The following is a 20,505-nucleotide window of genomic DNA, read 5'->3' as shown; positions in this document are numbered from 1 at the left end:
TAACTTTCGAAAAGGAGATGACGTGAATTGGCAGAGCAAGTGCGTCTTGGTAAAACAGATTTATATGTAAAACCAATCGGTTTGGGTGCAAATAAGGTGGGAGGACATAATCTCTTTTCCGATTTGAACAATGAAACGGGCAAAGAAGTCGTTCGCACAGCTTTGGACAATGGCATCAACTTTCTGGATACGGCTTTTATTTATGGACCTGAGCACTCGGAACGATTAATTGGTGAGGTATTGAAAGAGCGTGGTCAGCGTGATAAAGCTGTTATTGCCACGAAGGGTGCACACAAATTTGTGAACGGAGAGATTGTTTTTGACAACTCGCCTGCTTTTTTACGAGAATCCGTCGAATCTAGTCTGAAAAGATTGCAGACCGATTATATCGATCTGTTCTATATCCATTTCCCCGATGAAGCTACGCCGAAGGCAGAAGCAGTCGGAGAACTGAAGAAGCTTAAGGACGAAGGCAAAATCAAGGCTATTGGCGTATCTAACTTTTCCATTGAACAACTTAAGGATGCGAATAGCGACGGTTATGTAGATGTGCTCCAATCCCAATATAATTTGTTTCAACGGGAAGCTGAGAAGGATCTGCTGCCTTATACTAAGGAAAATGGCATTTCGTTTGTGCCTTATTTCCCGCTAGCTTCAGGATTGCTGGGTGGTAAGTATACGAAAGACATGACCTTCACGGACATTAGAGCGAATAATCCACTGTTTCAGGGAGATACATTTGCTCTTAATTTGGACAAAGTGGAGCAGGTACGGGAGATTGCCAATGCGTTGAATGCAGAGGTTGCTCACGTAGTGCTCGCATGGTATTTGACCCGCGATTCGATTGATGCCCTCATTCCAGGGGCGAAGGGGCCGGAGCAGGTGCTGGCGAATCTGAAGACGCTAAATGTCCAATTGAGTCAGGCTGATATCGAAAAGATTGACCATATTTTCAAATAATGAGTGCACCTTATATTTGCAATTATATATTTGTTCCATCTAGAGGAGCTGCCGGACGGGCGGCTTCTTTTTCGTCCCTTCCTTGCATATCCTTGTAGGGTAAGTTCAACGCTGCGGGGGGATCGGATGATGAGAAGACCGCAATGGCACAGCGCGCCCAACAGAAGGCGACGCGGCAGACGTAGAGTATTTTTGATTGTGGTACTGGCGCTGCTGGTAGGAATCATACAGGTGGCTGCTTATGTGGAGCAGCATTTGAAGCCGCCTATGATGCATCTGGCAAAAGTGCGGGTCAAACAAATGGCGACGGAGGCTATTAATTCAGCAATTACAGCACAGGTAGAGCAGGGGAAGACAGCTGATAATTTGATCGAATGGAGAACGGATGCACAAGGAAGAACCTCCGGCTTTGTTCTGAATTATGCAGAGCATATGAAAATTACGTCAGACACGCTCAAAGCAGTTAAGGCAACGATGGACAGCATGAGCCATTTTGATGAGAGCGTTCCGATTGGTCAGGCATTGGGCAGTCCATTGTTGGCAGCTTATGGCCCCAAGATTCCTCTAAAGGTGGAGCCGCATGGAGCGATCAAGGTGGATTTAAATACGCGGCAACAGGATGCGGGCATAAACATGATCTTGGTTGAAGTGTATATTCGGATTACGACGGAAGTGTCTGTGGTTATACCGTTTGAGATGCAACCTCAGATTGTGGAGACGGAAATCCCCGTTTCTTATTTGCTGGTGGTGGGCAACGTTCCGATGTACTACTATGACAATCAGGGAAAACCAGTAGGTAAAAATGGTGCAGCCGCTCCGCAGTTGGCGTTGCCTCCCCATTCCATAGAGAGTAGCGGCGCTATAGATTCCAGCATAGTAAGTGTTCCAGAGGTACAGGAAGACCCAAACTCCTCTAGTCAGCCCCCAACGCCATAGAGCAGAATGGAGTGACGTGAGTTGCTCTGGAAAAATAAAAGGGACCCTATGAGGAGGTCCCTTTTGTCTTTCCTGTTTTGAGCGCTTTGCGTTCGGACTGCTCCCACTGTCTTAATAATGGATACGGGTCAAAGGACCAATCTGCCCAGCCATTGTCCCGATATATACCATAGTGCAGATGCGGTGGAAACTTGCCTTGGGTACCAGGTTTTCCATAGCCCGAGCTTCCGACCCAGCCAACCGTCTGGCCAGGTGTAACGACGTCTCCGTTGTGAACGGTTTTGTCAAAGCCGGAAAGGTGCGCATAGTAGTGATAGCGGTTGTTGAGATCTCGGATTCCGATGCGCCATCCTCCAAAGGGATTCCAGCCCTTCATTTCAACTACACCGTAGCAGGTACTGCGAACTGGAACTCCGTAGCCAGCAAACAGGTCAGTTCCTTCATGTATACGGTAGCCCCCCCAGCTGCGACGGCTTCCCCATGTGCTGCGGTAGCTATAAATGCTGCCTAAAGGAAGGGGGAAAGCTTGACTGACCAGATCCAGCTTGCCATACGTCCGATACAGCTTGGCAAACTGCTGAACTCTTTGAACTGCGCGGCTGTTATGGTAATATTCCCAAACAGCAATACCAAATTCATCCTCGTTGTTTCCATACTTTCCGAGATAAGATGCGATGCTGAACAGCAGATCCTTGTCATTATTACGGTCAGCAATTCCATCACCCGAACCGTCTTGTCCCAGCCCGGAAAATAGTTCTATGGAACGTGGATTTTGATCCTCCGAATCAGGGTTCATCAAGCCGGACCAGATCGGTCCCGTAACGAAAATACCTATGGTCCGTTCTGCATGCTTGCGATCTTTGGGATGAGCCACCGTAAGTGTACGTTCATACTGGTCGATGGCGGCCAGCCTGTACCAAGGGACTCCTGTCAGGGCTTCGATGGAACGATATAAAGCAAGCCTGGAAATATACATTGAAGACTGTGCATGTTCAGCATCTACATTAACTGTCAGGCTGCTTCCGGCGGACGAGGATTGTAAGTGATTGGCAAAGGCATGGGCAGGAAGCGGACAGGCCGTTGTCAGTGTAGCAGCGCATATCAGCAGCGATAACAGACGAACAGCGCGGGCTGTCCGCGTAGGGTAAGGCACGTGAACCGACCTCCTATAGAAGGGCTTAACCGCCCAGTAAATTCTAGACCCTATTCAATAGCGTGAATAGGGCGCTTTTGTTTAGATTGAGCCATATCCGCCGCTTTTATCCATATAAAAAGTTTACTTTTTTCGGCATCAATGTCATATCAAAAAGGGAACAATGAATGGAGGTTTTTCCATGGCTTTCATGTTATAATGTATGACAATGACAGCTTAAGCTTATCAGAAAGAAGGTCTATGCCATTGTCTAGAAAAGAGAAGGAAGCTAAGCCCGACTGGATTCGTATTAAACTTACGACAGGCGATAACTATCAAGAAATCAAGAGCATGATGCGTTCCAAGACATTACATACCGTATGTGAGGAGGCACGATGCCCTAATATATATGAATGCTGGGCCAATAGGACAGCTACATTTATGATTTTGGGTGATATTTGTACGCGTGCGTGTCGTTTTTGCGCAGTAAATACGGGATTGCCTACGGAACTTGACTTGCAGGAGCCTGATCGCGTCGCGGAAGCGGCTGGGAACATGAATTTGAAGCACTGTGTCGTAACCAGTGTGGCTCGCGACGATTTAAAAGATGGGGGCGCTACTATATTTGCAGAAACGGTTCGTGCGATTCGCGGCCGGTTACCTTTGTGCAGTGTAGAAGTATTGATTCCCGATTTTATGGGCGATATTGAATCGCTGCGAATCGTCATGGATGCCAAACCAGATATTCTGAATCATAATATTGAAACGGTGGAGCGCATGTCCGACAAGGTTCGGGCTAAAGCGAAATACCGTCGCTCTCTGGAGCTGCTTCAACGTGCGAAGCAATTAAATCCGGCTATTCCAACGAAATCAAGCATCATGCTAGGTGTCGGAGAAGAGTGGGACGAGATCTTACAAGCCATGGATGATCTGCGTAAAGTCGATTGTGACATTCTGACAATTGGTCAGTATTTGCAGCCGTCCGAGAAACATTTATATGTGCAAAAATATTATCCACCGGAAGATTTTGCGAAGTTAAAGGAAGAGGGATTACAGCGGGGATTCAGCCACGTCGAATCTGGACCGTTGGTCCGCAGCTCCTACCAAGCGCATGAGCAGGTGAAGTCAGCCGCTCAGCATAAGGAAGAAAGCGCCCTTTCGCAGGCTTGATCCGGGAAAGGCGGTCAGAATAGCTTGTTTCAAATCGGTGGTAAAAACTATGAATTGTTGCAGGATCACAAGAACGGATGGAATCCCGAAGCGTTTCGTGATCGGTATAGTGAAGTGCTGGATCGCTATGATTACATTATTGGTGATTGGGGTTACAATCAGCTGCGTCTGAAGGGCTTTTATCGAGACGGCCATCCCAAAGCAAATAAGGATACATCTATAGGGGTACTGGACGATTACATTAATGAATACTGCAATTTTGGCTGTGCCTATTTTGTGCTGCAAAAAAGCCGTGAAGTGGTTAATAAAAACGGCGTCAATGATGAAATCGTTGCTCCAGATATTCAGCAGTTGGTAGATGCTCAAAGGGAACAAGCGGGAACGTTAGAAACCGAAGAGCAGCAAGAAGTATTGCAACATATAGCTGGAGAACAGGAGTGGCCGCAACCACAACAGGATTCCACAGCTACGGAGGAATCGCTAGTGGAGCAGCCTCGAGAATTCCGAGAACCACGCGAGTTGCAACGTCGGGAACCGAAGGATGCCCAGGAAGTACGTGAGCGACAGCCGCGTGAAGCTCGCGAAAGTCGTTCATCCAGAGAAGGACGTGAAGGAAATCGGCAACGTGAGCCACGTGAAGCACGTGATTCGCGCCAGCCAAGAGAACCACGTGAAGCAAAGGATGGACGCAATCCGGGTGAAGGGCAGCAAACTCGAGAACCGCGTAGACAGCGCAATCAGCAAGGGAATTTCGATAAAAAGGAATCGCGTGGACCACGCTATGAGCGTCAACCAAAGGAAAATCGGGAGGGACGGCAAGTTCGTGTCTCACGTGAACCTGAGGGCCAGCGTCAGACCCATCCAGCTGCTAAAGCCGAAAAAACTGAGGGTAGTAAAAAGAATAAAACATTTACTGCTCCACAACAAAACGGTTCCTGAATTTTCAGGAACCGTTTTGTTTGTAAAAAAAGAGCCAGAGTCGGCTCTTTTATAGGTTCTAATTAAGAAAGGCGTTGCGTACTCGATCCCAAAATGGGAAAGGACGGTAACGAGCGAAGCTGATCTTCTGACTTGCGACCTGACATCGAACAGAGATTAAGTCATCCACAGGAAAGTTCAGGTGATCTACTGTCAATAAAAGACGCTGATCTTTCCGTGAAAAAATATCACAATGATGATGTTTGGGCAGTAGCAATGGCGATCCTAGTGTCCGATACACGCGGTTATTAATGGAAGCGATCTCAGTCAATTGCAATGCTTCAATGGTGGGATGAACCATAGCTCCGCCAAGTGCTTTATTATAGGCGGTCGTCCCTGAGGGGGTAGAAACACATATACCGTCACCGCGAAACATTTCAAAGGTGATATCGTTAATATCTACTTGGGCAACGACAGTGCCATCCACCCCTTTTAACGTAAACTCATTCAAGGCAATAAAAGAAGCATTGCCTGATTTCTTGTGAATTTCCAACTCAATCAGTGGATACTTAACGATTCTCGGGTTAAGCGGTCCCTCAGATCCGCTTTGGCTCATCAGGTGGATTAGCTCCTCCAGCTCGTCCGCACGCCAATCGGCGTAAAAGCCTAGATGACCGGTATGTACACCAACAAAGGCAATATCCGGAATGCGGTCGATGAAGGTATGAAACGCATGAAGCATTGTACCATCGCCTCCAATAGACACGACGATTTCCGGCGATTCGGCATCCAGCTTGAAATTCTTTTCTTGGGCAAGACGGTGAAATTGCTGACTCAAGTCCATGGAGTGCTGATCCCCGCGATCCAGAACATAATATCTCAAGATGAAAAGCTCCTTTGTCATGGGTATATATCGATCATAATCAATTATGAGCAAGAACACAATCGTTCATTGCCTGTGTGTTCTTCTCAAACGTACGTATAAGCGACGGGTACCCACACTCAACCATGAGAGACTAAGCATTCCAGCCAGTATAAAGCCAAGAAACAGCAGACTTTGCAACAGCATGGCGGACGAGAAGCCAGGGGACCATACGATGTCGTATATTGGAAAAAAGACTGGAGAGCTTCCCTGTCCCATCAGAGGCTGCCATAACACGAGAGCGAGCAGTGCCGAGATGAAGCCGTGCGCAGCCCGGGCCAACAAAAATGGCATATAACGAAGATCCGTCATATTTAAAATACTTGCAACCTGCGCATGAACCGATAGCCCGCCCCAGGAGAGCACAAAAGCGGCTGCGGCTACCTTGAATGGTATCGCTGCCGTGGCTTTACCTGCGGCCTGCGCTCCTAAAGTGACTTCGAAAATACCACCTACGATGGACTCCGTTAACGTAGGAGGAAGACCACATGCAGTCAAGAGGTTTGCCGTAAGCAGATGAAGCCCGCTCATTAAACCGGAGTTCGTCAAAGCTTCTAAAATGACGCAGAAGAATACAACTAGCCCTCCTACGACAATAATAAGGCGTAGGGAGGAAGTAATCGCCTGACGGAGTAACTCACCCAATGGACGACCATCTTCCAAACGAGCTGTATGCATGGCATATAATGCTTGGCGTAGGGGTCCAGGCTGTCTATTGCGACCAGCAGCTTTTGTATTTGTGGACTTCGACCAGGCTTTTGGAGTAGGTTGAGGGCGGTCGCTGCGAGTATCTGTTTCCCCTGAACGAGAACCGTGGAAGCGCATAAGTAGCCCGATGATGAGCACACCACCATAATGAGCCGCGCCCAGTACGAGTGCAATTTCTGGTTGATGGAAGAAGCCAACGGAAACCGCACCGATCAAGAATATCGGATCAGAGGAAGTCGTAAATGCGACCAAACGCTCTCCTTCAATGCGTGTGATCCATTTTTGCTCCCACAGCTTGGCTGTTAGTTTAGCTCCAATCGGGTAACCGGATGCACAGCTGACCGCAGCGACAAAACCTCCACAGCCAGGTACACGGAATAGAGGCTGCATCAGCGGATCCAACAGCGCACCTATGAAATGAACAATTCCGAAACCGAGGAGAAGCTCGGAAATAACGAAAAACGGGAATAAAGATGGAAACAGCACGTCCCACCAGATGGCAAGCCCCCGAAGCCCGGCATTCAGAGAAGATTGCGGGTATACAGCCATAAGTATAAATAGGAATAGCAGTGAAAGGATGAGCAGAGGAAGCGAGTAACGACGGTATAGCGACATAGAGGCCCCTCCTTTGGAGTTGTACTATTATACCTATGTCGGGGATGGACAAAGAGTACAAAAAAAACAAAGAAAACGGTTACATTTGTTGCTGTATTTTTGTAAATAGTATGTTAAAATAGGAAAACAACGATCCATAACCTTAAGGATGGAGTGATCAGGATGAGTATCGTTGCCGGTCTGTTCGTATGTGCTTTTGTGTATGTTATTCGTGCCTCTCTCGTCCATTCCGGTGAAGAGGATTGGCGGAGTTATTAATTGTATTTATAGAATGACGAAGCTATGTGCAACGAAGCACATCCTCTTCATATGTTAAATTGATAAAATGACGCTTATTTTTAGCGTCATTTTTTGTTTTTTGTTATAATACGGGTGTATATTTATTACCATAGCACAGAAAGTTGGAGGAAAAGTGAACCCTAGCCTGAGCATTTATGACAACCTTGGGGGCGCGGAAGGTATTCGTGCTATTATTGAGGCCTTCTACCCGAGAGTTTATAAAGATCCGTTGTTAAGTCCCCTGTTTCCTAAAGACATGGAACCGGTTAAGGAAAAGCAGTTTATGTTCCTGAGCCAGTTTTTTGGAGGACCGTCCCTTTTTTCTGATGCATATGGTCATCCGATGTTACGTGCGAGACATATGAAGTTTCCCGTTACGGAGGAGCGAGCAGAGGCATGGTTGTCTTGTATGGCAGGTGCGTTAACGGATACGGGCATTGAGGAGCCGCTTCGTTCCATCATACTTAACCGTTTGTCTGGTCCTGCGCATCATTTTGTAAATACCCCGTAAGCTTGCGGGGATTGCCGAATTTTGGAGAGGGTTGTAAAAACATTGGAACTTGAACCGTTATATCAGATTAAAATCACCTGCACACATTGTGAAGAAGAATTTCAGACATCTCGTGTCAGACCAAGCCTAAAGAAGGCCATTCGTACAGATTCAGATTTTTGCGCTTATTATAAGAATGAAAATCCGGATTTTTATGTCGTAAGGGTCTGTCCTCATTGTGGGTTTACCTCGACAGAGCACTCTACCGTTCAGTTAAGCGATCAGCAAACCAAGATTTTTAGAGATAAAATCGGTAATCGCTGGCAGTCTCGCGAATATGGCGGGCATCGTAGCTGGGAAGAGGCATTAGAAACGTATAAACTGGGTTTACTCTGTGCCCAGGTCATCGGAGAAAAGGAACGCGTAGTAGCCAGTCTATTACAGCATATCGCATGGATGTACAGATACCAGGGAAATGAGGAGCAGGAGCTTCGCTTTCTCAAATTTAGTCTGGATTCTTACGTTCGGGTTTATGAACTGGAGGGTGTCGGGGCGAATAATGCCAAACTGCTGTATCTGATTGGTGAATTGCATCGACGTACAGGGAACTTTAACGAAGCGGTACGCTGGTTTTCGCGTGTCATTAATGACAAAAAGATTATGGATGCAGCCATGATCCGGGCTTCCCGCGAACAGTGGTCTGTACTGCGAGAACAAATGATGGCTAAAAATTTCCAACTGCCGGAGGAAATGCAAGACGCAAGCTCCTCCTGAAGAAATAAAGGTGTGCACTATGGCCGATTTAGGCTCATGGTTCACACCTTGTTTGTAAAACGGGTTATATTCTCTTACAACTCATGAATTAATGATGACGCAATGTGGTATCTGACAGCAAATAATCGTCATCACAATCCACTAAAGTAACCTTGTTATGGCAACATGGAAACACAAGCAGCTTTTTCATACCTTCGTGTATGAGCTTAAGTTCTTTAGGCTTCAGGGGCAGCAATACATTATCCTGGTCGCAAAACGGACAAGACTGTACATAAACGTCTCCCATGACGATGTCATAAGGCCAGGTTTTATGAAAAGGGATCATGATTTGTCCGATTCTCCGCCGTTCGGGTCAGCGGTTTCTTCTTTAGCCAGTTCGGCCAGCTTTTGCATCAAAATGTGCTGGGGTGTATGCATAAGGTGTTCCAGCGGAATACCGAGCTTTTCGGATAATTTCACAGCCGTTTCCGGCGAAATTTGTAAGGGTCTCATTCTGTTTTCCTCCCAATTGTAGTGATTTACTATCACGATGTAGCTTTATTGTATATGAAACCACATGAATTCGCCAAAAAAGAAAGGTGGAACTATTATGAAAACACCGTTAAAGCAAACATGGGATCTGGAATCTATTTTTAGCGGAGGGTCTTCCTCTGCCTCATTCCATGCATTTTTGGAAGAATTGGAAAGCAAGGTCCAACAGCTGCAGTCCCAGCTTAAAGCAGCTAAAGTACCACAAACGGTATTGGATACCGAGCGTCTGGATAGTGTATTGAGTAGCATCCAGGAGCTGTTTAATGGCGCGTCGCAGGCGGGTTCCTTTGTCTCTTGTCTAACTGCTCAAAACCAGCACGACAAGCTGGCTGTTCAACTGGGAGCGCGTGTCAACACGCTGTATGCCCAAGGGAAAAGTGCTTTAGTATCTTTCCAGAACTTGCTGGCACAAACCAGTGAAGACATTTGGCAGAAATGGATGGAGCGCGAAGCTATCCAGCCGATTTCTTTTGTCCTGAACGAATATCGGAACGAAGCACGTGAAAAAATGGCTCCTGAGCTGGAAAGCCTTGCATTGGATCTGGCAGTGGATGGCTACCATGGATGGGGCGACTTCTATGATACCATTGTCAAAAATATGACGATCCCTGTACCGGAAAATGGCGAGATCGTAAACCTGTCTGTAGGTCAGGCGGCTAATAAGCTGGATGAAGCAGATCGCAGCGTACGTAAAGATGTGTTTGCACGTTGGGAAGAGGCATGGACTCAGGTAGAGGACTATTGCGCGGATACATTGAATCATTTGGCAGGCTTCCGTCTGAAGCTATATGAAAAACGAGGCTGGACAGATGTGCTTAAGGAACCGCTGGAAATCAGCCGTATGTCCGCACAAACGCTGGATACGATGTGGCAGGTTATTAATGAAACGAAGCCTATTGTAGTTAAATACTTGGAGCGGAAAGCAAAGCTGCTGGGCTTAGAGAAGCTGTCCTGGCATGACGTTGAAGCTCCGCTGGGAACATCAACCACTAAAATCCCTTACGACGATGCTGCTGTAACGATTGTTGAGCAATTTGGTAAGTTTAGCTCGAGAATGGCTGACTTTGCCCAAATGGCTTTTGAGAAAAGTTGGATTGAAGCAGAGGATCGTCCTGGCAAACGTCCGGGTGGTTTCTGTACATCTCTGCGTCTAAGCAAAGAGACCCGTATTTTTATGACCTATGCCGGATCGCCATCCAACGTTTCGACACTGGCCCATGAGCTCGGACACGGTTATCACCAGCATGTGATGAATGAATTGCACCCATTGAATCAGAATTATGCCATGAACGTAGCTGAGACGGCGTCGACGCTGGCAGAACTTATTGTATCAGATGCTTTGCTGGAAGCTGCCGAGGGTCAGGAGAAGGTAGCTTTGCTGGAGGATAAAATTCAGCGTGGTGTAGCCTTCTTTATGAACATTCATGCCCGTTTCCTATTTGAAACCCGTTTTTACGAGTTGCGGAAAAAAGGAGTCGTAGGAGCACAACAATTAAGCGAGTTGATGGAACAAGCGCAGCGTGAAGCGTTTAGTGGTATCCTGGATGAGGCTCATCCTCATTTTTGGGCATCCAAGCTGCATTTCTATATTACGGACACTCCTTTCTACAACTTCCCGTACACATTCGGGTATATGTTCAGTGCAGGAATTTACGCTTTTGCGAAGGAAAACCCTGACGGCTTCGCCGACCAATATGATGCCTTGCTGCGTGATACAGGTCGCATGACAGTCGAAGAATTGGCTTCCAAGCACTTAGGTACCGATTTAACACAGGCTGACTTCTGGCGTAATGCTGCGCAAGTTACTGTTCAGGATATTGAGCAATTTTTACAAATGACAAAATAACGGATTTACACTTTTGAAAGGTCTCCTATAAGGGAGGCCTTTTTTGTAATTTTTGCAGAAGATGATGAACAAAGTCGCAAAATGTCGAAGTGTAATTAACATTACCTGTTGGCGAAATTTAAAATGATGGATATACTTAGAAAATAGTTATAAATACCCAATTATGTTGGTTTTGATTGTAAGGTTAAAAATCTTCGCATATAATTGAGCCGTAAGACCTATTAATTATTTTTGAATAAGGTACATAGGAGGGTTTTTGTAATGGATGAAGTAGGTCAATTGTCGTTGGCAAGGCAGATGGATATCGTTTTAAAAGAACTGGATAATGAACTGGCGGGTTTGTCGTCAGGCATCGTATTTGTACAAATACGTAACAATGTAGTTGGGAAGTTTGGGATTCGCCATAATCCGCTTGCAGGTAAAGGTGGCACGTTAGCAGCAGTAGAACCGGGGTTATCAGCAAAGCATCGGGAGGATTTTCGGCGTATGGCCCTAGAAACGCTAAATCATAAGCGTAGCTGGACTCATGGTGAGATTGCTTTTGATTTCGCCATCAGACAAGGAACGATTTTGGTAGATGCAACACTGGAGTCCAACTACAACATGGCGAATCTCATGATCCGCTACAACAAGCCTACATACCGAGCGGCTAATTCGGAATAATCATCAATATGAGAATTTTGCAAAATCCTAATTTAAAAAAGAGAAAAGGCGGCCTTCCTTGGGAAGACCGCCTATGTTATATGCCCGTTATAACGCATTTTGGTAAATTACGATGAACGGAATGCTCATGTGGAATAATGACGCTTATTGACCTGAACGTCCTGATAATTGCTGTTCGGCCAGCTGTACCAAGCGTTTAGTGATATAGCCTCCCAGAGAACCAGCTTCACGGGATGGCATGTCACCGTAGTAACCGTCTGCCGGAATGGTGATGCCCAGCTCTTGTGCAGCTTCATATTTCAATTGTTGCAGTGCGTTGTTGGCTTGAGGAACAACAAGGTTGTTACTGCGACGACTTCTGCCTTGATTAGCTTCATTCATGTGTAGTCACCTCCTTCGGCTGTGATGAGGTTAGTATGCGACAGAGTTATGAAAATATGCGCCGAAGGAAGGAAAGTGACTAGAGGGAAATTACGGATATATGATATGAATCTGAGTTTTGAGATCGATGGATTGCTTAGGCTCCAGACGGATCAGCCCGCCTCCTTCAACAGGATCAGGTAAATTAGGAGCATCTGACAGCCAGGTATAAGGCTCAATGCAAAGATACTGATCGCATTCACCTTTGGTGTATAACACCCAATACTTAAAGTATTGCTCATCTGCTGTGTAGCGGATTTGATAACCATCATCACGAGTCAAAAGAGCTACAGCAGGGCCTTCCGTTGCCCGCAGCAGCGTGTCTAGATTTGTTCCTTTCAGTGAAAGACCCGAAGAGAGCTGTTCCAAGTCATTCAACGAAGTAATCATACCTGTAGGTAGCTGTTCAGCATCCTGCTCATATACGCCGTTCACAGGTAGCTTTAGGCGCCAGCGCTCAGGTTCTCCGTCCACCATAAACCAAGTGTGATATCCCAAGCCAAATGGGGCTGCTTTTTCACCCAAATTGGTTACGCGCAGCGTTTGACTTAATATAGCACCCTGCAAGCGATACGTCATCTCCAGACGCAAAGGAATGGGGAATTGTTCCATCCAGTGCGGATCACTTTCTGTCAAAAGCTCGGTAGTGACACTGCAACCTTCTTCATCCTCTTCAATATCACTGCAGCGCCAGGATTGATTACGATGCAGACCGTGTATATGGTTGTCATTGGCTGTATTTCGGTCGAACTGGTAAGGAACACCGTCAAACTCAAATTGTCCTTTGCGAATTCGGCCAGGAGGAATCAAAATGGGCAAGCCAAAATGATAAGGCTTTTGTAAATAAAAAGCCAATTCTTCCTCACCGGGCCGACGTACGATATCCCTGTCGAGCTTCAGATCACGCACTGAGATAATATTATTCCCGAGGCGAGGGATCATCGTAACTTCCAGTTCACCACTATGTAAAACATACGTGTCGTAACCGTTCCAGTGTTCTTTGGTCACTTGTTTCATATCCATGCTCCTTTGTCCACTATAATCGGTTGAAGCTTCGTGTCATTATGATAACAGATTTTTGATCGTAGGGCACAATCGTCATTTGACAATAACATTATGCGGAATTATCATTAATGTAGTTTAGAAAGTAATGACATGGATAACGCGATGATGAGGACAAGTAAGCTTTCGCATAAGCTCTTCAGAAAGCCGGTGGTGGATGGGAACCGGTGAGCCTGCATTGCTGAATGGACCTTGGAGTGCCGCACAGAACAGGATTTTACAGTCCTCAGTATGACGGCCGATTGCTCCCCGTTAACGGAGCTTTAAGATTGCAATCAGTCATGGGGCATAGCTCCGACAAGCAAAGGCTGACGGCAATGAATAAGGGTGGTACCACGGTCTCGCGTCCCTTGAGGATGCGGGGCCTTTTTGCGTTCTAAAATATTGAAATAATCGGAGGAGGAAGAATATGAAAACTGTACTTTCAGGTATTCAGCCTAGCGGACAACTTACTTTGGGCAACTACATTGGTGCAATGAAAAACTTTGTCAAATTGCAAGAGGATCACCAATGTTACTTTATGGTTCCAGATCTTCATGCGATTACCGTACCGCAGGAACCAGCTCAATTACGCGAGCAGTCGGAGGCGGTAGCGGCATTATTTATTGCAGCGGGTATTAACCCAGAGAAATCCAACGTCTTTTTACAATCCCATGTTCCTCAGCACGCTGAGCTGGGATGGTTGATGACAACACTGACGAATATGGGCGAGCTGGAACGTATGACTCAGTTTAAGGACAAGGCTGCTGGCAAGGATTCCGTAGGAGCAGGGTTGTTCGTATATCCGTCGTTGATGGCAGCTGACATTTTGCTCTACAACGCGGATCTCGTCCCGGTGGGCGAAGATCAGAAACAGCATCTGGAACTGACACGGGATTTGGCTGGCCGCTTTAATCATCGTTATGGAGATTATTTTACAATTCCCGAGCCGTATATCCCTGAAGTAGGGGCAAGAATTATGTCCCTGGATGATGCATCCAAAAAAATGAGCAAGAGTAATCCGAATGCAGGCAGTTTTATTGCGCTACTGGACGAACCGAAAGTCATACGCAAGAAAATCAGCCGCGCTACGACCGATTCTGGCAGTGAGGTTATATATGATCTGGCCAATAAACCTGAAATTAGTAATCTAATGAGCATTTACAGCCAGTGTTCCGGTTTGTCGCTCCAAGAAGTGCAGGATCGTTATGAAGGCCAAATGTACGGGACATTTAAAAAAGAACTGGCAGAGACGGTTGTGGCTATGCTTGAACCGATTCAGCAGCGCTATCGCGATATCCGGGAATCCGGTGAAATTGGACATATTTTGGCCCAATCCGCAGAGCGTGCTCAAGAAGCTGCTGAAGTCACGCTGTCTGCGGTCAAAGAGCGCATGGGCTTTCTGCCACGTCTACGCTAAAGCATATTGAGGCGAAACGAATTAGGCCTTTTATAGGATTGGATTAGGAGCGGCGTTGTCGGGCTTTGACCACGAAACCCCAGCCAATATTGCCGACAGATAATAGCCCCAGTAGAATGGCAAGCCATGCGGAATAACTGATGGATATAGCGGCTGCGGTCAGCAGGACAATGGATGAAACGGCGAACCATAGGGATAAACCTTTGCTCATTGGTAAAAACCTCCAGTGTTCGAATGTTGAATTTCAGGAATAAGTAGTTGTAAGCGAGCCATAATAATCTTGCAAGCTTGCAATGAACCTCACTCACAAAGAACTGAAAGGAGATTCAAATATGAGCAGACGTCGTTCAAACAACCTGCAAGTACCGCAGGCCAACGCCGCTTTACAACAATTAAAATATGAGGCAGCTCAAGAACTTGGCATCACCATCCCTCAGGACGGTTACTTCGGTAATGTTGTTTCCCGCGAAACAGGTTCTCTTGGGGGATATATTACGAAAAAGCTAGTCCAACAAGCAGAACAATCCTTGTCGGGCAGCAGCCGTTTGCAGTAATACACATAAACACTCCATCTTGGAAGCTGTATTATGAGCAACTGTCATGAAGAAAATCCGGAGCGATCATGCTCCGGATTTTTTTTACGCATGGCTTATGACCATTGTGAATCACGCAAGTCCGCTTCGTCAAGAGGGCGCTTTCATGAGATGTGATTTTTGGCGCGAATGGCCAAAAAAACAGCAAGCTCCCAGATTAAGGGGGAACTTGCTGTCTCTTGTTCATAAGGCTGGTTGTTAGCTTGTAAGCAGTTTTAATTCGTATGCAGGGAAAGGCGTTTTTGCATCTTTTCGTCACTGAGCCATCCGATATAACTGTTGATCAGCCCGAACTGCTTATCCATCGCGACCACAGCCACGAATGGATATTGCCTCCGGTGTCGATACCTCACGTCTCCCCATCGCACAATGTAGCCCCATTCCAGTTCTTCCACCTCGGCAACAGCAAAGGAGGAGAAATAGCGAAATGCCTGCACATCGCGATAGGATTTGGATGCTTCTACGGCAGGATGTGTGGATGGAATTGCGTGTTTCGTCCAAAATAAGTGCGAGCCATTTAATCCGCCAATGTCATAACTTCCATTCTGATGAGCTTTTACCACATGCCACCGGTTCCATGATACGGTGGGAATGATATAATAATTGTCGCCCTCCTGACGCTCGTTGTCCATATTACGTACCGCTTTTCTGGTTATAAAATGACTCCAGGTTCGCCAAATGTAATACAGGCCAATAATGACGTACAGCGTAATAAATAAGGGAGCGGGTGGAATCAATCCGGTGATCCACAGCATAATCGCAGCAACATGGGTGCCAAAAATAAAGGGATCGAAAATATGGATGATATTCCAAGATATCCACTTGTTTGTAAACGGCCGGAATGCCTGTGTTCCGTACGTATTAAATAAATCTGTGAATACATGCAGGCAGACGGCAATCGTTACCCATAATGCTACATGACCTGGGGGCACATCTCTGAAGATCAGGCAAATTAGCCCTGTTATGGACAAGATCCATATCAACCAGAAGGGAATTGAATGCGACAGTCCACGGTGATTGCGAATGTAGGCTGCATTATTTTTCAACCGAAGCAAAGTGTCAAAATCCGGAGCTTGTGACCCTACAACTGTAGCGAGCAGCACCACTGCGGCCAACTTTGGATCTCCGGCGACGACAGGGTCAGTGTAGGCCAGACCGGCCAATCCGATTCCCATGACAAAGTGTGTGGCTGTATCCATATCTGTCGCTCCTTTTGTATTGTTTCCTGTACTTATTACTACCCAAATTTACTGTAAACGATCAGCAGGGGCGATTTGCCATCGGAATTGTGAACGTTTTGTGCGTTTTCTGTCAAACTTTTTAGGGTAGGTATATGATAAAATTTATATCGGAGTTCAACTTACTCCCGAATTCATACATCTCTAAGGGGGAGTTACTCACAATGGATAATATAAGTTATAAGACTTCTTCGGATGCGGCTACCTATTCTGTAAAATCTAAACCACCCGGCAAAGCGGGCACTTGGAAAGATTTTATTACAGTTACCAAGCCAGGCATCCTTCGTACCAATCTGGTTGCAGCCTTTGGTGGTTTTTGGTTAGCATCGCAATGGGACGTTGACTATATAAAGCTAATTCTTACACTTTTAGGTACAATGCTGGTTATGGCATCTTCATGTGTTTTTAACAACTATTTTGACCGTGAGCTGGATTTGAAAATGGAACGTACACGTAATCGCTCACTGCCAACAGGGCGTCTGACCCCTACAACGGTGTTGTCATACGCTATTATTTTGGGTGTTGTCGGGTTAGCTGTTCTATTCTTCTTCTCTGGTGTAAAGGCAGGATTACTGGGATTACTTGGTATGTTCGTCTACGTCGGTATTTATACACTTTGGTTAAAACGTTCATCTACATGGAGTACATCCATCGGCGGTATTTCTGGTGCAATGCCTCCTGTAATTGGTTATGTGGCCGCTTCGGGTCGTATTGATATGGGCGCTTGGCTTTTATTCGCTCTCCTGTTCTTATGGCAGCCGCCTCACTTCTGGGCACTTGCTATTCGCAGAGTTGAGGAATATCGCGCAGCAGGATTTCCGTTGTTGCCAGTCGTAAAAGGTATCCATCGGACAAAGATTCAGATGATTCCTTATATTGTATTGCTGATTCCGGTACCCATCCTTATGTATGCTTATGGATATGCCGGTATGATTTTTATGATCGTGTCCGTGTTACTGTCCGTGCTGTGGGCATTCTATGCCTTTAAAGGTTTTACGATTAAGGAAGAAGAAACGGATTCCTGGGCCAAAAAAGTATTTTTCTTTTCCATTAACCATCTGACACTCAGCTTCTTGCTGATGATCGTCGATACGGTTCATAAATTCTAATGTCATTTTAGAGGCATTTTATAGTACACCATATAGCTGTCCAACAGGCATGAAAGCGGCCTGAGGACAGCCTTTTTTGTTATTCAAGACTAAAGAACAGGTGGCGGGTATATAATGTATTCTTCCAATCCTGCTTTTTCCAATTGAGCGATCACATATTCGTCTGGAGTCCCTTCTACGCCAGCGTATCCTTTGCGGGTATACATATGGTAGGCATCTGGAAAAGAGTCTGCAAGCACACCCCTTATTTTTTTCCCTGAGCTGTCATTGTCCATAAATAAATATATTTCGTCGTGCTTGGCTCGCTTGTGGAGGGATTCCAGTTTTATAGAGTTTAGTGTGCCGAAGGTGCATAAAATGTGAACCTCCGGGTCAAGTAATCGGCGAAGTTTGCTGCGGTCATTTTTCCCTTCGACGATCACGGTTATCGCCATTTAAGCTCACCCCTTGTCTGATACATATGCTCGAAATTCCCCGGGAAATGAAGAATATGAGTATAGTGTAGCTCCAAATAGGGTTCTCATGCAAAAAATAACAAAATAGCCTGCCAGAAGTGGCAGGCATGGGTACAAGGGACAACATGTTAGGGCAATTTAGACATTAAAACCAGCAAGTACGGAGAATGATGACGAGCAGAATATAAAGAACAAGAATGGTGCCAGTTGAAGTTCCAAAAACAGGGCAAGGGCTTACAGGATGACAGTGGCTCACAGGCTGCACCTCCCTTTATTAGTGAATGTTCAGTCAAAATAGTCTATGTGGATAGGGGTATAGTGTACTGTGCATCTGCCCTCTGGAACGGCATTTTGGGCTTTAAAGATAGCATTTTAGCATACCCACTGCCTCAGACTAGCTAGGAATGATAAGGTCCTGTGGCAGACAGTGGCGGCGTCGGAGATATGTGCTTAACGGGAACGAATAGCAGGCCAGCCATCAGAATCAGAAATGCGATAAAAAAAGGGGATATGTGATCCGGAAGCTGACCCGCCAGTACAGGCCCGGCAAAGGAGCCGATTGACGTTGCAATGGATTGCAGGGCAAAGGTTTTGCCCAATCGAGCACCTCCAATTCGTATGAAGAGAGAGGCCAGCGCTGGAAAAATGATGCCTTTGGCTGTTCCCAAAATAAACAGGATGATGCCTATTGTCGCTTCGGGCGTGGTGGCGAGTGCATAGAAGCTTAAAGACATCAGAATAATGCCACAAAGTAGCCTGACCATCGGTGAATATTTGTTCAGAAAAAGCAAACTAAGCGTACAGAGTGCTCCCAAACTGATGATGGAAAAAAGCAATCCGGTGGACATCATGGACGCAGAACCGTTATTTCGTAATGGGATCTCATAAAATAAAATGCCTTGTGCGCACGCCAAAACAAAAGGTAAAAGCAGGTAGCGCCAATTGAATGGTAACCGCGTCTGTGCTGCCGAGAGTGGAGCAGGTGTCGTATGACCATCAGATAATTGGGCCTGCGGAGCGGGTGCTTTTTTGGGTAAGGTGAAATAAGCCATAAGCCCCGTGATTACGAGAATGATGCCAAGGGAACTAAATGTCTCGCTAAAGCCAAAACTGGCTACGATAAATGCGCCTGCGGCTGGAGACAGAACAGAGGCCAACGTATGGACGACACCATGCCCCGACATATATTTACCCTGCGTAACCGGATGATCAGACAGTTGCGCCAGCATGGCCAGACAGGCTGGAGATAAAAAAGCCAACACATAGCCACTAATCGCACGCAGAAAAAGTAATTCCCACGGTGTATGGATGTACGATTGAATGATCAGGATCAGGCCTGCAGCTGTCAGGCTGAACATAATATATCGGCGACTGCCGTGTTTGTCGACTTTGGGACCTGCCATCAAATTGCCAGGCAGGTGAGTCAGAGAGTAAATCCCCATCATCCAACCGATAAAGGTAGGAGCTGCCCCCAGAGAGATGGCGAATGGCGTCAAAATAGGATATTGCGCATGCAGATCAAAAAAGGCAATGAACAAAAAGAGATACAGCCAGAGGGCTGTTTTCATGTGAATGACCCCCTTTCCCTAATGTAAACTTTCATGTTACTTCGTATTGGCCCTTCCTAAGTTGTACGCTGGATTAGACGAACATAGACCACTTTGTATGGACAAGAATTGAAAGACAAGGTATGTATAAGACCTAAGCTGACAGGACATTGCGTAATCATGTATAATTACAGAGACAATTTTGCAATTCGAATCATGTAGTTGAAAACGGGAGTGTAGCGAAATGGATAAGGGCGTCTGGAGAGAGTTTTTGGAACATAATTGGCAGATTGTTCAAGATAATTGGCTGTATATATTAATTGGGCTTGTCCTATTGTTAGTCATATTGAAGGTTGTAAGAACTCTCATAAAATGGCTGATTGTCATCGTCGTAATTGCAGGCTTGCTTATCTACAGTGGCATTTCCTTTGAACAGGTCGGCAAGGTCGTTACTCAGGCAAAGGATGATGCGATTAACAAGGTTCAGAGCGAGGCCTTGAACATGATGATCAAAGAGGGACGGGATGCCCAATACACATCCAACGCGGATGGTACGTTTTCGGTAACCAGCTCCAACTTGGAAGTGAAAGGTCCATTTGATGGTGACAAGGTCAAGGTATGGTTTCAGGGGATGTCGCTGGGCGAGTGGAGTATGGGCGATACCGTCAAGAAATATATCGAAGGTGCGAAAGGCTCGGCTGTAACACAGTCGCCACAGTCGCCGTAGAGACAGGAGGA

The 20,505-nt window shown here is 46.2% G+C and carries 23 protein-coding genes and 1 pseudogene; 12 read left to right on the top strand and 12 right to left on the bottom strand.

Translation table 11 applies throughout. The features are described from left to right. The first annotated feature begins 27 nt into the window (after positions 1 to 27). Positions 28 to 960, top strand: a complete 933-nt coding sequence (locus ACYCS5_RS06640; RefSeq protein ID WP_165148471.1) for an aldo/keto reductase — start codon at positions 28 to 30, stop codon at positions 958 to 960. 126 nt (positions 961 to 1,086) lie between these two features. Then, positions 1,087 to 1,896, top strand: a complete 810-nt coding sequence (gene yunB / locus ACYCS5_RS06635; RefSeq protein WP_165148474.1) for a sporulation protein YunB — start codon at positions 1,087 to 1,089, stop codon at positions 1,894 to 1,896. Between the two features lie 46 nt (positions 1,897 to 1,942). Here the strand turns inward: yunB and ACYCS5_RS06630 are convergent, their stop codons facing one another. Then, the gene (locus ACYCS5_RS06630; RefSeq protein WP_039272724.1) at positions 1,943 to 3,049 is read right to left on the bottom strand and encodes a M23 family metallopeptidase; all 1,107 of its coding nucleotides are present in this window, start codon (positions 3,047 to 3,049) and stop codon (positions 1,943 to 1,945) included. Between the two features lie 246 nt (positions 3,050 to 3,295). Between ACYCS5_RS06630 and lipA the strand changes: the two genes are divergently transcribed. Further along, on the top strand, positions 3,296 to 4,198 hold the full coding sequence (gene lipA, locus ACYCS5_RS06625) for a lipoyl synthase (RefSeq protein WP_029518195.1): 903 nt from the start codon (positions 3,296 to 3,298) through the stop codon (positions 4,196 to 4,198). 24 nt (positions 4,199 to 4,222) lie between these two features. Further along, entirely contained in the window at positions 4,223 to 5,137 is a 915-nt protein-coding gene (locus ACYCS5_RS06620) for a YutD family protein (RefSeq protein WP_165148477.1), read from the top strand. 58 nt (positions 5,138 to 5,195) lie between these two features. Here the strand turns inward: ACYCS5_RS06620 and ACYCS5_RS06615 are convergent, their stop codons facing one another. Both ACYCS5_RS06615 and ylbJ read right to left on the bottom strand, forming a co-directional pair. Further along, positions 5,196 to 5,999: an NAD kinase gene (locus ACYCS5_RS06615; protein ID WP_013372943.1), complete on the bottom strand. Its 804-nt coding sequence runs from the start codon at positions 5,997 to 5,999 to the stop codon at positions 5,196 to 5,198. Positions 6,000 to 6,065: 66 nt separating this feature from the next. Next, positions 6,066 to 7,361 (bottom strand): sporulation integral membrane protein YlbJ, encoded by a 1,296-nt coding sequence (gene ylbJ / locus ACYCS5_RS06610; RefSeq protein WP_165148480.1) that lies wholly within the window; start codon positions 7,359 to 7,361, stop codon positions 6,066 to 6,068. Between the two features lie 412 nt (positions 7,362 to 7,773). On the opposite strand from ylbJ, the gene ACYCS5_RS06605 reads away from it, so the two are divergent. Together ACYCS5_RS06605 and ACYCS5_RS06600 are read left to right on the top strand one after the other, a co-directional pair. Continuing rightward, the gene (locus ACYCS5_RS06605) at positions 7,774 to 8,151 is read left to right on the top strand and encodes a globin domain-containing protein (protein ID WP_029518198.1); all 378 of its coding nucleotides are present in this window, start codon (positions 7,774 to 7,776) and stop codon (positions 8,149 to 8,151) included. 21 nt (positions 8,152 to 8,172) lie between these two features. Continuing rightward, positions 8,173 to 8,904 (top strand): DUF2225 domain-containing protein, encoded by a 732-nt coding sequence (locus ACYCS5_RS06600; RefSeq protein WP_049817024.1) that lies wholly within the window; start codon positions 8,173 to 8,175, stop codon positions 8,902 to 8,904. An 88-nt stretch (positions 8,905 to 8,992) separates the two neighbouring features. Here the strand turns inward: ACYCS5_RS06600 and ACYCS5_RS06595 are convergent, their stop codons facing one another. Continuing rightward, positions 8,993 to 9,229, bottom strand: a complete 237-nt coding sequence (locus ACYCS5_RS06595) for a hypothetical protein (RefSeq protein WP_029518200.1) — start codon at positions 9,227 to 9,229, stop codon at positions 8,993 to 8,995. After that, on the bottom strand, positions 9,226 to 9,396 hold the full coding sequence (locus tag ACYCS5_RS06590) for a YycC family protein (protein WP_014277894.1): 171 nt from the start codon (positions 9,394 to 9,396) through the stop codon (positions 9,226 to 9,228). The genes ACYCS5_RS06595 and ACYCS5_RS06590 overlap by 4 nt, the downstream gene beginning before the upstream one ends. Positions 9,397 to 9,493: 97 nt before the next feature. Between ACYCS5_RS06590 and ACYCS5_RS06585 the strand changes: the two genes are divergently transcribed. Both ACYCS5_RS06585 and ACYCS5_RS06580 read left to right on the top strand, forming a co-directional pair. Further along, the gene (locus ACYCS5_RS06585; RefSeq protein ID WP_039272717.1) at positions 9,494 to 11,281 is read left to right on the top strand and encodes a M3 family oligoendopeptidase; all 1,788 of its coding nucleotides are present in this window, start codon (positions 9,494 to 9,496) and stop codon (positions 11,279 to 11,281) included. 261 nt (positions 11,282 to 11,542) lie between these two features. Further along, positions 11,543 to 11,944, top strand: a complete 402-nt coding sequence (locus ACYCS5_RS06580; protein ID WP_029518202.1) for a hypothetical protein — start codon at positions 11,543 to 11,545, stop codon at positions 11,942 to 11,944. Positions 11,945 to 12,088: 144 nt separating this feature from the next. Here the strand turns inward: ACYCS5_RS06580 and ACYCS5_RS06575 are convergent, their stop codons facing one another. Together ACYCS5_RS06575 and ACYCS5_RS06570 are read right to left on the bottom strand one after the other, a co-directional pair. Further along, entirely contained in the window at positions 12,089 to 12,325 is a 237-nt protein-coding gene (locus tag ACYCS5_RS06575) for an alpha/beta-type small acid-soluble spore protein (RefSeq protein ID WP_013311861.1), read from the bottom strand. Positions 12,326 to 12,415: 90 nt separating this feature from the next. After that, on the bottom strand, positions 12,416 to 13,381 hold the full coding sequence (locus tag ACYCS5_RS06570; RefSeq protein ID WP_165148483.1) for an aldose 1-epimerase: 966 nt from the start codon (positions 13,379 to 13,381) through the stop codon (positions 12,416 to 12,418). A gap of 454 nt (positions 13,382 to 13,835) precedes the next feature. Here ACYCS5_RS06570 and trpS point away from each other — a divergent pair, with 454 nt between their 5' ends. Beyond that, on the top strand, positions 13,836 to 14,825 hold the full coding sequence (gene trpS, locus ACYCS5_RS06565) for a tryptophan--tRNA ligase (RefSeq protein ID WP_459760979.1): 990 nt from the start codon (positions 13,836 to 13,838) through the stop codon (positions 14,823 to 14,825). A 43-nt stretch (positions 14,826 to 14,868) separates the two neighbouring features. Here the strand turns inward: trpS and ACYCS5_RS06560 are convergent, their stop codons facing one another. Further along, the gene (locus tag ACYCS5_RS06560; RefSeq protein ID WP_007431986.1) at positions 14,869 to 15,036 is read right to left on the bottom strand and encodes a hypothetical protein; all 168 of its coding nucleotides are present in this window, start codon (positions 15,034 to 15,036) and stop codon (positions 14,869 to 14,871) included. 121 nt (positions 15,037 to 15,157) lie between these two features. Between ACYCS5_RS06560 and ACYCS5_RS06555 the strand changes: the two genes are divergently transcribed. After that, on the top strand, positions 15,158 to 15,379 hold the full coding sequence (locus ACYCS5_RS06555) for an alpha/beta-type small acid-soluble spore protein (protein ID WP_013311857.1): 222 nt from the start codon (positions 15,158 to 15,160) through the stop codon (positions 15,377 to 15,379). Between the two features lie 254 nt (positions 15,380 to 15,633). Here the strand turns inward: ACYCS5_RS06555 and ACYCS5_RS06550 are convergent, their stop codons facing one another. Next, positions 15,634 to 16,617: a metal-dependent hydrolase gene (locus ACYCS5_RS06550; RefSeq protein ID WP_039272715.1), complete on the bottom strand. Its 984-nt coding sequence runs from the start codon at positions 16,615 to 16,617 to the stop codon at positions 15,634 to 15,636. 203 nt (positions 16,618 to 16,820) lie between these two features. Here ACYCS5_RS06550 and cyoE point away from each other — a divergent pair, with 203 nt between their 5' ends. Then, complete coding sequence (gene cyoE, locus ACYCS5_RS06545; protein WP_013311855.1) at positions 16,821 to 17,765, top strand: heme o synthase; 945 nt, start codon at positions 16,821 to 16,823, stop codon at positions 17,763 to 17,765. Positions 17,766 to 17,854: 89 nt separating this feature from the next. Here cyoE and ACYCS5_RS06540 read toward each other — a convergent pair whose 3' ends face one another. The 3 genes and pseudogenes from ACYCS5_RS06540 to ACYCS5_RS06530 form a co-directional block, all read right to left on the bottom strand. Next, the gene (locus tag ACYCS5_RS06540; protein ID WP_029518206.1) at positions 17,855 to 18,199 is read right to left on the bottom strand and encodes a toprim domain-containing protein; all 345 of its coding nucleotides are present in this window, start codon (positions 18,197 to 18,199) and stop codon (positions 17,855 to 17,857) included. 166 nt (positions 18,200 to 18,365) lie between these two features. After that, positions 18,366 to 18,434: pseudogene (locus tag ACYCS5_RS06535) on the bottom strand (YjcZ family sporulation protein); the annotation flags it as partial. Between the two features lie 184 nt (positions 18,435 to 18,618). After that, positions 18,619 to 19,788, bottom strand: a complete 1,170-nt coding sequence (locus ACYCS5_RS06530; RefSeq protein WP_459760978.1) for an MFS transporter — start codon at positions 19,786 to 19,788, stop codon at positions 18,619 to 18,621. Between the two features lie 223 nt (positions 19,789 to 20,011). On the opposite strand from ACYCS5_RS06530, the gene ACYCS5_RS06525 reads away from it, so the two are divergent. Continuing rightward, entirely contained in the window at positions 20,012 to 20,494 is a 483-nt protein-coding gene (locus ACYCS5_RS06525; RefSeq protein ID WP_029518209.1) for a hypothetical protein, read from the top strand. Positions 20,495 to 20,505 lie beyond the last annotated feature (11 nt).

This window comes from Paenibacillus sp. SEL3 (assembly GCF_054602585.1).
Note: the sequence above shows the minus strand (reverse complement) of the source record. Positions and strands in the feature narration are given on the sequence as shown.